This window comes from Rothia mucilaginosa (genome assembly GCF_001548235.1).
Taxonomy (GTDB): domain Bacteria; phylum Actinomycetota; class Actinomycetes; order Actinomycetales; family Micrococcaceae; genus Rothia; species Rothia mucilaginosa_B.
Genome location: NZ_AP014938.1, coordinates 284129 through 295758, shown reverse-complemented (window position 1 = coordinate 295758; position 11630 = coordinate 284129). Strand labels below are relative to the sequence as shown.

At 59.7% G+C, this 11630-nt stretch carries 7 protein-coding genes; 4 read left to right on the top strand and 3 right to left on the bottom strand.

Annotation, left to right across the window (positions count from 1 at the left end; translation table 11 throughout):
* Positions 1-23 precede the first annotated feature (23 nt).
* A complete protein-coding gene (locus tag RM6536_RS01075; protein WP_049345271.1) occupies positions 24-821 on the bottom strand; it encodes an MIP/aquaporin family protein in 798 nt (265 codons plus the stop codon).
* Between the two features lie 344 nt (positions 822-1165).
* Complete coding sequence (locus tag RM6536_RS01070) at positions 1166-2911, bottom strand: glycerol-3-phosphate dehydrogenase/oxidase (RefSeq protein WP_060823692.1); 1746 nt, start codon at positions 2909-2911, stop codon at positions 1166-1168.
* A gap of 123 nt (positions 2912-3034) precedes the next feature.
* Here RM6536_RS01070 and RM6536_RS01065 point away from each other — a divergent pair, with 123 nt between their 5' ends.
* From RM6536_RS01065 to RM6536_RS01055, 3 genes are all read left to right on the top strand, one after another.
* Positions 3035-3982: a sugar-binding transcriptional regulator gene (locus tag RM6536_RS01065; protein ID WP_049359844.1), complete on the top strand. Its 948-nt coding sequence runs from the start codon at positions 3035-3037 to the stop codon at positions 3980-3982.
* A gap of 252 nt (positions 3983-4234) precedes the next feature.
* A complete protein-coding gene (locus RM6536_RS01060) occupies positions 4235-5611 on the top strand; it encodes a hypothetical protein (protein WP_060823691.1) in 1377 nt (458 codons plus the stop codon).
* Positions 5612-5622: 11 nt separating this feature from the next.
* Complete coding sequence (locus RM6536_RS01055) at positions 5623-6411, top strand: hypothetical protein (RefSeq protein ID WP_060823690.1); 789 nt, start codon at positions 5623-5625, stop codon at positions 6409-6411.
* A gap of 195 nt (positions 6412-6606) precedes the next feature.
* Here RM6536_RS01055 and RM6536_RS01050 read toward each other — a convergent pair whose 3' ends face one another.
* On the bottom strand, positions 6607-7533 hold the full coding sequence (locus RM6536_RS01050; RefSeq protein ID WP_049354895.1) for a LysR family transcriptional regulator: 927 nt from the start codon (positions 7531-7533) through the stop codon (positions 6607-6609).
* A 513-nt stretch (positions 7534-8046) separates the two neighbouring features.
* On the opposite strand from RM6536_RS01050, the gene RM6536_RS01045 reads away from it, so the two are divergent.
* Positions 8047-11538, top strand: a complete 3492-nt coding sequence (locus RM6536_RS01045; protein WP_060823689.1) for a bifunctional proline dehydrogenase/L-glutamate gamma-semialdehyde dehydrogenase — start codon at positions 8047-8049, stop codon at positions 11536-11538.
* Positions 11539-11630: the final 92 nt, after the last annotated feature.

The following is an 11630-nucleotide window of genomic DNA, read 5'->3' as shown; positions in this document are numbered from 1 at the left end:
AAGAACGGGGGTATTAGAGAGGTTTAGAGGGGCAGAACTGCCGGAACGATCAGGCCTGCGAGGATAGCGCCGATGATTGGGCCAACAACCGGAACCCATGCGTAAGACCAGTTGGAACCGGTCTTACCGGGGATGGGCAGGAAGGTGTAGGCGATACGGGGGCCGAGGTCACGTGCGGGGTTGATAGCGGAACCGGTTGCGCCACCGAGGTTCATACTGATGGATACAACGACCAGGGCAACAGCCAAGGGGCCAGTCTGGGCGGGGGTCTTACCGGATGCGATGATCCAGCCAATCAGGACGAAGGTGCCGATAATCTCGGTGAGCAAGTTCCAGCCGTAGGACTTGATGGCGGGGCCGGTTGCGAAGATGCCGAGGCGGTCGCCCGGGTCCTCATCGAAGTGCTTCTTGTAGGTGAGGTACGCTCCGGTTGCGCCGGCCATTGCGCCGAGCATCTGAGCGACGATGTACAGGGCAATGTTGCCGGGGGTTGCGGGAACGCCGGTTGCCAGGTCCTTGCCTGCGGTTGCCAGGCCAACGGTCACAGCGGGGTTCAGGTGTGCACCGGAATGGAAGGAGAGGTACACGGCGGTGAACACTGCCAGACCCCATCCGAAGGTGATAACACCCCAGCCTGCGTCCTTAGCGTAGGACTTCTTGAGGGTCACTGCGGCGCATACGCCGGCACCGAGCAGAATCAGGATGAAGGTGCCGAAGAACTCGGAAGCGAAGATTCCGAGGGTGGTGGGGGCGCCGGATGCATCCACGAGAGCGGAAGAGCCGGCTGCAAGTACAGTTCCTGCGGAAGCAAGAAGAGACATTGTTGCTCCTTGAAGACGAAGCGTCTGGAAGGCAAGCGAACCTTTGCTTGCATGTTCCCGTGCATCCTCACCGCACGGGCGGATCGGGGCACAACGCTGTGCTGAAATGTGTAGCGGTTGCTACGAAAATTGTTGGTTGAATGTCTGATTGAGAAGCAGATCGTACCAGTGGGTTAACCCTGTATTTAGCTCGCTGCTTCTTATGCAGGGGATTATCGTAAACGGTTATTTAACCTCTCGTCCACCCCTCACCGAAAATATGAGATAACCCATGCTCGGTGAGGGGTGAACGGTCGGTTCGTACCGGATAACCGGTCACGAAAGGTGCGTGGAATCTCTACGGATTAGAGCTTCACACGGGGTGCCACGGGGGTGACAGCCTCAATCTTTGCCGATGCCTCAGCGTCGGTGGAGGTGGACTCTGCCTCGCGGATAGCCTGTACGCGTGCGGCGTAGAGGTCGAGTTCCTCCTTGACCTTCTTGTCGTCCCAGCCGAGCTCGGCACGCATGATGTCGAGGATTTCGTCTGCTGCTGCCAGGCCGCGGTCGCGCTGCTCAAGGTCGAGGCGTACGCGGCGGACCAGTACATCCTCCAGGTGCAGGGCACCTTCGTAGCGGACAGCGAAGACGACATCTGCACGCAGGAACTGGGGTGCCTTAGCCAGGGGAGCACCGAGGGAGGGGTCAGCGTCGATGAGAGCGCCGAGGTCCTCAATCTGCGATCCGTAACGCTCGAGCAGGTGGGTGATACGGTCCTCATCCCAGCCGTAACGCTCTGCGTAGCGTGCACGGTTAGCAGCGATTGCGTGGTAGCCGTCTGCGCCGACCAGGCCGATGGTTGCGGTTACGGAGGGGTTCTGCTTAGCCTGCTCGCCCAGTGCGAAGTCCACAGCGTCGGCAGCCATCACACGGTAGGTGGTGAGCTTGCCGCCTGCGATTGCGCTCATGCCGGGGGCAACCTCGGTCACGGTGTGCTCGCGGGAAACCTTGGTGGATGCTGCGCCGTCCTTGACCTTGGGCTGCAGCAGCGGGCGCAGGCCGGTGTAGGTGCCGATGATATCCTCGCGGGTCAGCGGGTTAGCGATCAGCTTGTTAGCCTGCATCAGCACGTAGTCGATGTCCTTGCTGGTTGCGACGGGGCGCTCGCGGTCCTCGGAGTAGGGGGTGTCGGTGGTGCCGATGATCCAGTAACGCTGCCAGGGGATGATGAAGAGAACGGACTTCTCAGTCTTGGTGAAGATACCGCTGGTTGCGTTGATGCGGTCGCGGGGAACCACGATGTGGATACCCTTGGAAGCCAGAACCTCCAGGCCTGCATCGGGGTTAGCCAGGGACTCAGACTCTTCGGTCCACACGCCGGTTGCGTTGATGATGTGCTTTGCGCGTACGTTCAGGCGCTCGCCGGTCTCCAAGTCTGCCAGCTCTGCGCCGATGACGCGGCCGGATGCATCCTTGGTGAAGCCGACAACCTGGGTGCGGGATGCAGCCAGTGCGCCGTAGCCTGCAGCGGTGCGGACGACGTCGATGACGAGGCGTGCGTCGTCAACGCGTGCATCGTAGAACTGGATTGCGCCGCTGAATGCGGAGTCCTTGATGTCGGGGAAGACGGTCTTGGTGCCGGTCTTGGTGAAGTGACGCTGGGAGGGGACGCCCTTGTTGCCGCGGGAACCGAGGAATGCGAGGGTGTCGTACATGCCGATGCCGATTGCGGAGTATGCGCGCTCGATGACGGGCATCTTCAGGGGCCACAGGAAGGGCTGTGCGTGCACCAGATGGGGTGCGATCTTGTTCAGCAGCAGGCCGCGCTCGGTCAGTGCTTCGGTCACGAGCTTGAAGTCGAGGTTGTAGAGGTAGCGCAGGCCGCCGTGAACGAGCTTGGAGGACCATGCGCTGGTGCCTGCAGCCCAGTCGCCTGCTTCGACGATACCGGTGCGCAGACCGCGGGTTGCTGCGTCGAGGGCAATGCCTGCACCGGTGATGCCGCCGCCGACGACCAAGATGTCGAGTTCTTCGTTGACCATGCTCTTGAGCGCCTTGGCGCGGGACTCGGCGGTCAGCTGAGACTGCTGTGCAATGTGCTGGGAGCTCATGTACTGCTCTTTCCTGTATTGCCGCTTGTGCGGCGTGGGGGTTTCATCTTGCATTTAGTAAAACCCAATGGTGAAATAATAACCAAGCAGTATGAACGGATTTTCACTGGGGGTCTGTGGCAGATGAACGAACGCGCTAACCATACCTACGAGGCAGCGCAGCTTTACTACATTCACAACATGACGATGGACGCTATCGCGGCTCGTCTGGGGGTTTCTCGAGCCACTGTGTCGCGTCTGCTTAAAAGTGCTCGTGAGAGCGGCATGGTGCAGATCCGTCTAGATGATTCCTTCCGTGCCCGCAGCGAGCTTGAGCGCCGCATCGGTGAGCGCTATAAGGTGCGCGTTACTCTCGTGAATGTCCGTTCGGACGCCACCCCCATCGCCCGCATGAGCCAGGTATCCCGTACTGCGGCGGCTCTACTTGATTCCCTGATTGATAATGGAACGAGCCTGGGTGTGGCGTGGGGTTCAACGATGACCGAGATTTCTCGTCATCTGCCGCGCCGCCCTCTGAAGGGCGTGACTGTGGTGCAGATGAATGGTGCCGGTAACGCGCACCATTCGGGCATTCCGTACCTGGGTTCCCTGCTGGGGCAGTTGGTGAATGCCTATGATGCGCAGACTATCCATTTTCCGGTTCCCGCGTTCTTTGACTATGCGGACACGAAGACCGCCATGTGGCGTGAGCGTAGCGTGCAGAAGAATCTGCATGCCCAGCAGAATGTTGACCTCGCTATTTTTGGCGTGGGTGCTTTTGGTGGACCTATTCCTTCTCACGTGTATTCGGGTGGCTATTTTGAGGTGCAGGAGCAGCGTCAGTTGCGTGAGCTGGGCGTTGTGGGGGATATGTGCACGATTCTTCTGCGTGAGGACGGCTCGTGGGCTGATCTTGAGTTGAATAAGCGTGCGTCCGGTCCGACTCCGAAGGAGCTTGCCCGCATTCCGCGCCGTATTTGCGTTGCGTCCGGTACTCACCGTGTGCGTGCTTTGCGCGGCGCGTTGCGTACGGGCGCAATTACTGACTTGGTTCTTGATGATGCCCTGGCAAAGGCGCTCATGGAGAAATAGCTAAAAATAATCGCCGCGGGTATGAGAGTCCGTGGTGATGGGGTAAAGGGGCGCCTTGAATCTGAAAGGTAGTGCTTGAGAGCTTTCCAGGTGAAGATCTCAAGCGTCGCCTGAACAATGTTTCAAGGTGTCCTTTAGTGTCGTCAAAAACTGCTTTCTGACCCTACAATGTGAAACGTTTGCGCATGTGAAAGCGCATATTTGTGCACTCCATTGAAGGTGTGCGCCACTCACCGTTAGAAAGAACCAACCATGACCCCCACCTATAACGCCCAGGCGAATCCGCACCTGGGCGCACCCGGCATTACCACCATGCACGGTGATGCCCAGTCTTCCGACGCTACTCCTCTTGCCGGCCCCGGCGCCGGTGACTGGAAGATTACCGGCACGAAGCTCGGCGGCGCCTGCCCGACGATTCTTGCCGGACGTGACGGCTTCATTCAGGTGCTCTGCACCCAGGTCTTCGCCCACGGCGAGTTCATCACCCCGAAGCTCTCTATCCTTGACCCGCATACCGGCCGCGAGCTCTCCCACTTGGACATCCCGAAGGGCGCGCTGCTCGGTGGTGTGTACGCCTACCTTGACGCGCAGGACCGTATGGTTCTGGTGGATGGCTCTCAGTGCCTGTTGCGCCTCTCCCACTCTGCTGACGGTCGCAGCATCCGAGTTGATGAGCGTATTGACCTGAGCCGCATGCTCGCCCAGAGCGCCAATGACGCTGTGGTTGGTCTGGTACCCGACTGGTCCGGTCGCATTTGGGTTGCGACGAAGAACGGCTACATTGCGGTGATTGATTCTGCCCGCGGCACGATTCGCTCGATGCGCCTGAATAAGGCGTCGATTGCGGGTGAGCGTATCGATAACTCGATTTCGGCGTGCCCGCAGGGCGTGAGTGTGGTTACTTCCCACGCTATTTATATGCTGAACGCTACCGCAACCGGTGCGCCCACCCTCAAGTGGTGGCATGCGTACGATCGAGGTAGCGCCCGCAAGCCCGGTAAGCTCGCGTGGGGTTCCGGTGCCTCCCCGACGTTCTTTGGCCCGAACGGTTCGGATTACGTGATGCTGACCGATAACTCTGATATTCAGGAGTCGGTCATTGTGTACCGCACTGATAACGGTGTGAAGGTCGGTAGCGCTGGCCTGTTTACTGCCGGTACCTCTGGCACTGAGAATTCCATGATCGGTGTGGGTAACACGATGGTCGGTGCAAGCACCTACGGCTACCCCTACCCGAAGTACCCGGAGGGCGCCGGCCCGTCGGTTCCTGCGAATGCGCTTTTTGCTCCCGGTATGGAGCGTTGGGATATTACCGACCGCGGTCTGCGTAAGATGTGGGACCGTAAGGACGTGTACTCTTCGGCTGTTCCTCGTTACTCCACTGCTGACGGTCTGATTTACACCTGTGAGCGTCGCCGCGGTCCGGCTGGTTTGGCGAATGGCGCCTACGCGTGGGCGGTCGCGCTGGACATGGAAACCGGTAAGACGATGCATGAGCAGCGCCTGCCTCAGCATGTGAGCCTGTTGCTTGGCGGTGGTGACACCCTGCAGATGGTGGGCACGATTGACCGTTACGGCACCTGGTGGCAGGGCACGATTAGCGGCGTGTACCGTATCGCGAAGGCTTAGAGGAGTAGAAAATGACTAAGAATAATCTGATGAACGCTTCTCGCCGTACCGCGTTGAAGGTTGCGGGCGCTTCGGCTGCCTTGGTAGCTGGCGGCGTGAGCGCTGCGGAGGCGGCAACTCGTTCGGGCGGTAAGCGCGCTCGCGTGACCCCCGTGACCCAGCGTCCTGGCGGACAGCGCGGCGGGCAACGCGGTCAGCACGGTGGCGCGGCGAGTTCTGCGCTGGTGCAGGTTCCGATGCGCTATAACGAGTCGTGCATCCGCCTGGAGTTGAAGGCTGCTAACGGTGTGCAGGCTGTGTCTTTGCAGAGTCAGCCGGCGCGTACTGTTGCTTTCCGGAATCTGCCGACTCGCCTGAGCATTATTAATGAGGGCAATTCGACGCTGCCGGTGGGTACTCGCCTGATGGTGCGTGCTCGCGCGCAGGACCCGAAGACTGGTTTGTTGTTGAATCCAGCGGTGACTCTTCGTGTTACCTCGGGGCAGGCGGTGCTACCTTCGGGTAGCCTGGGTGCTTCAGCCCTGGTGGCTCCTGTGGATGCTCTGAATCTTGATGCGGTGCGCCGTAGCGAGCAGACCGGTCAAGCTGGTGCCGGCAGCGAGAACGTTCTGGAGTTGCGTACTGCTATTCCTCGCGGTCACCGCTTGGATGTTCAGCTGAATTATCAGGTGGCTTCGGATGTTGCCGGTTCTGCGTTGAAGCAGGTTCATGTGAGCGCTGTGCTGGATATGGCGGCGGCTGGTTTGTCCTCTTCGTTCTACGAAGTGCAGAGCCCGGCTGTGGTTGCTTCGCTGAACTAGCAGTTGAGCTGGCCCTTGTGAAAAATGGCCTAGTGAAGGATGGGCGCGGCGGGGGAGTGGCTCCGTTGTGTGTTTTTATACCTTATATATAGGCGCCTGTTCAAAAAGGTATGTTGAAAGGTCGGAGTCGTTCCTGGGAACGGCCCCGACCTTTGCATTGTCTAGTCTGCTGGCGTGGCTGGCAGTTAATTTTTCTTATGCGGTTTCGCTCCTGTCGTGTTCGCCGAATGCAACCTGCACCGCGTGGTGCAGTGCTTCGCGCACCATGGCGATGGCGGGGTTGGCGGCGGACTCTCGGCGTACGGCGGTAAAGATTTTGCGGCAGGGCTTGCCGGGTAGCTCGACGATGCGTAGCCCCTCGGTGGTGGAGAGGGAGGAGAGGATGAAGCCGGGCACGATGGTGACGGCGAATCCTGCTTTGACGAGGTTGGAGTTCGTAATCATGTCATTGGCGCTGTAACGGATGACCGGCTCGAATCCTGCGGTGCGGCACTGGTTGAGCGCCCAGCTGCGGGAGGTGTTCTGTTCCATTTCGAGAACCCAGGGCAGTGCGTGCGCCTCCTCGATTGAGGTGATGGTGGAGGTGCTGGGCACAATCAGGCTGAGCGGGTCTTCGGTGAGTAGTTCGGAGTGCAGTTCGGGGTATTCGGGGATGTGGTGGTGCGGGTAGGCTTCGGAGAGCACCATGTCGTATTCGCGGCTTCGAGTCAGGGAGGTTCCGGTTTCGGGGTCGATTTGCAGTACCTGCAGGGTGAGTGAGGGTGCGTGTTCGGCAAGGTAGCTGAGGGTTTCCGGTAGCAGTGCGAAGGCCGCGGACTGGAAGATGGCGAGGCGGACCATGCCTGCGGGTTCGCCGGTGAGGTTGGCGACGGAGGTTTGCATGCGGTCGAGTTCGCGCAGGATGCTGCGGGCGCTGTCGACGATGATGAGTCCGGCGCTGGTGAGCTGTACGCGCCTGCCGATGCGCTGCAGAAGCGGGGTGCCGGTTTCTTTTTCGAGGGTGGCAATCTGCTGGGAGACGGCGGAGGGGGTGAGGCTGAGCGCTTCTGCGGCAGCGATGACGGTGCCGCGTTCTTGGATTTCGAGGAGCATTTGCATGCGTCGGATGTCGTAGATTGACATGTGTTTCCTCCCTGGCGCGCCCGGTTGTTCTGCAGATTGTGCCTCTGAGTTCTTCCGTGGTGCGTCTCTCATCGTGGACTCTTGTCTATGGTACCGCGTGGGCTTCCGGCTGGCTCTTTTTGAGACGCCTGAAGTGGGGTGCCGGCATGTTGGCTTGTGTAGCGAGTATTTTCGCGCTGAATGTGATGATTCTTAGAGCCGAAGATGCTTTTGGGAATGGTTTTGAAGTGTTCGATTGTTACGAAATCGGTTCGGTATTTGCTTTCTGAAAGTGCTAGCCTGAGAGAGATGGATAGCGATGTCGCTACAAACTTCACCTTGTCTCTTCGAACAGGAGGTTCGGAGGGGGCGTGGGGTGAAAACCTCACCGCACAATCATTTAGAAAAACTAAATGGATTTTGGAAAAAACATTCAGTTTTTCTAATGAGGTATTTATTACCCTTTTGTGGTGAAATAGAGACATCGCCAAACGTGGTGTGCACCGCACACAGTGAGATAGTTAGGAGTCAAGGATGACCCATCCTTTCGCATCTGAGCACTACCAGAAGATGGCTCTGGAAGCTCGTCAGCTTGTTCGCCAGTGGGTAAACGAGTCCCAGTCGATCAAGCCCACCTTCGCGGCTGAGCAGCTCGCCGGTGTTCTGAAGGACCCCAATGGTCTTCCCTTCACCGTCGGCTTTGTTGATGGCGTTATTCGCCCCGAAGACGACAACGTCTCCGGCCGCAACCTCTCCCGCATTTCCGGCCTGGCACCTTCCTTCCTGCCCTGGTACATGAAGTCCGCTGTTGGCTTCGGTGGCAAGCTGGCTGGCAAGGTCGCATGGCCCACCGTTCCCGTTGCACGCCGCGTGCTGCGCGAGATGGTTGGTCACCTGATCGTCGACGCTTCCGAGGAGAAGCTGGGCGACGCAATTGCAGAGCTGACCAAGACCGGTAACCGCCTGAACGTCAACCTGCTCGGTGAGGCAGTTCTGGGTGACAAGGAAGCAGAGCACCGCCTGGCTGAGACCAAGCGCCTGCTGGCACGTGACGACGTTGACTACGTCTCCATCAAGGTGTCCGCTGTTTCCGGCCCCCACCAGCACTGGGCATTCGACGAGGTCGTTGAGACCGCTGTTCGCCGCCTGACCCCGCTGTACGAGCTGGCTGCATCCAGCTCCCCCAAGAAGTTCATCAACCTGGACATGGAGGAGTACAAGGACCTGGACCTCACCATTGAGGTGTTCACCAAGATCCTGGACCAGCCCCACCTGAAGGACCTGGAAGCCGGTATCGTGCTCCAGGCATACCTGCCCGACACCCTGGCTGCAATGCAGCACCTGCAGGAGTGGTCCGCAAAGCGCGTTGCTGCTGGCGGCGCAGGCATCAAGGTCCGCCTGGTTAAGGGCGCAAACCTCTCCATGGAAATCGTCGAAGCTGTTATGCACGGCTGGCCGCTGACCACCTGGGACACCAAGCAGGCTGCTGACACCAACTACAAGCGCGTTCTGGACTACGCACTGCGCCCCGAGCACGTGAAGAACGTTCGCCTCGGTATTGCAGGCCACAACCTCTTCGACGTTGCTTTCGCACTGCTGCTGTCCGAGGACCGCGGCGTGAAGGACCGCGTCGAGTTCGAGATGCTGATTGGTATGGCTGAGCAGCAGGCAGAGATCATCCGCCGTCGCGTTGGCCACCTGCTGCTGTACGTGCCCGTCGTGAACCCCAAGGAATTCGACGTTGCTATCGCATACCTGATCCGTCGTCTCGAGGAGAACGCTTCCTCCGAGAACTTCATGTCCGGTATCTTCGACCTGGCAACCGACGAGTCCATCTTCAAGCGCGAAGAGGACCGCTTCATGCGTGCACTGAACTCCGTCACCGACGAGGTTCCCGCATCCAAGCGCACCCAGAACCGTCTGACCGAGAACGAGGACAACGTCTTCGTACCGGCAGGCCGCTTCGAGAACACCCCCGACACCGACCCTGCACTCTCCGGTAACCGCGAGTGGGGCCGCGCAATCCTCGAGCGTTCCAAGACCACCAAGCTGGGCATCGAAACCCTCAAGGCTAACGAGCTGACCAGCGAAGCTGACGCTGAGAAGCTGATCAAGGAAACTGAGGAAGCTGGTAAGGCATGGGGCAAGCTCTCCGGCCACGAGCGTGCAGAGATTCTGCGCAAGGTCGGTAAGGCTATCGCACTGCGCCGCGGTGACCTGCTGGAGGTTATGGCAGCTGAGGCTGGCAAGACCCTGGAGCAGGGCGACACCGAGGTCTCCGAGGCAATCGACTTCGCATACTACTACGCAATGCTGGCTGAGGACCTCGAGAAGATCGACGGCGCAAAGCCCAAGTCTGTTGACCTGACCCTGGTTGTTCCCCCGTGGAACTTCCCGACCGCTATTCCCGCCGGTGGTGTTCTGGCTGGTCTGGCTGCAGGTTCTGCTGTCATCTTCAAGCCCGCAACCATCACCGCTCGCACCGGTGCCCTGATCGCAGAGATCATGTGGGATGCAGGCGTTCCCAAGGAAGTTCTGAAGCTCGTCAAGGTTGTTGACCGCGCTGCAGGTAAGCTGCTCATCTCGCACCCCGAGGTTGACCGCCTGATCCTGACCGGTGGTTACGAGACCGCTGAGCTCTTCCGCTCCTGGCGTGATGACCTGCCCCTGTTCGGTGAGACCTCGGGTAAGAACTCCATCATCGTCACCCCGAACGCTGACATCGACCTCGCCGTCAAGGACGTCGTCTACTCGGCATTCGGTCACGCAGGTCAGAAGTGCTCCGCTGGTTCGACCGTCATCCTGGTTGGCTCCGTTGCACAGTCCGAGCGTTTCCGTCGTCAGCTGATTGACTCTGTCAGCTCCCTGCACGTGGCACACCCGCAGGACATCGAGTCCGAGATGGGCCCCGTTGTTCAGAAGCCGGAAGAGAAGCTGCTGCGCGGTCTGACCACCCTCGGCCCGGGCGAGCGCTGGCTCATCCAGCCCAAGGAACTGGACGAGACCGGTCGCCTCTGGAGCCCCGGTGTTCGTGAAGGCGTCAAGCCCGGTTCTGAGTACCACATGACCGAGTACTTCGGCCCCATCCTGGGTATCATGACCGCTGACACCCTGGAAGAGGCAATCGAGCTGCAGAACGCACCCGATTACGGCCTGACCGCAGGTCTGCACTCGCTGGATGCTGACGAGCTCGAGCTGTGGCTCTCCAAGGTCCAGGCAGGTAACCTGTACGTCAACCGTGCAATTACCGGTGCAATCGTTCAGCGTCAGCCCTTCGGTGGTTGGAAGAAGTCCACCGTTGGCTCCGGTACCAAGGCTGGTGGCCCCAGCTACCTGATCGCTCTGTCCGATTGGGAGCCCGCACAGGCAACCGCGACCGCAACCACCCAGTCGGTGACCGTCCGCGAGACCCTGGCTACCATCGAGAACTCCGAGCTGGGCAAGCGTGAGGACTTCGCATTCATCAAGCGCGGTGTCTCCTCTGACGCACACGCTTGGGACACCGAGTTCGGCTTCGGTCACGATCCCTCGAAGCTGGGCGTGGAGCGCAACATCCTGCGCTACGTACCTACCCAGGTTCTGGTTCGTGCAGACGAGTCCGCATCCGCAGCAGAGACCCTGCGCGTTGTGCTCGCCGGTCTGGCAGCTAACGCACCGGTTGCTCTGTCCGTCGGTAAGGACCTGCCGGTCGACGTTCGTGGCGTCCTCGAGAACAAGGGCATCAAGTACGAAGTTAAGTCGGACGCTCAGTTCCGCGAGTACCTGGCTTCGAACGCTAAGACCCCGGTTCGCGCACTGGCTGGTACCCCGCTGGAAGGCACCCGTATCCGCTACATCGGTAACGATGAGAAGTCCCTCTACACCGCACTGGGTGGTCGCCCGGACGTTGCAGTGTACTTCGCACCCGTCACCGAGGCTGGCCGTATCGAGATGCTGCCCTTCCTCCGCGAGCAGGCTGTTTCGATTACCGCACACCGTTTCGGTAACCCGAACCGCTTCTCCGAGCGCGTCATTTCTTCCCGCTAAGGCGCTGTGAGAGTTTAGCTCTCTAGCCTAAGGCTCAGGGCCCTGCACCATCATGGTGTGGGGCCCTGAGCCTTTTGGTGTGTCTGATGGCT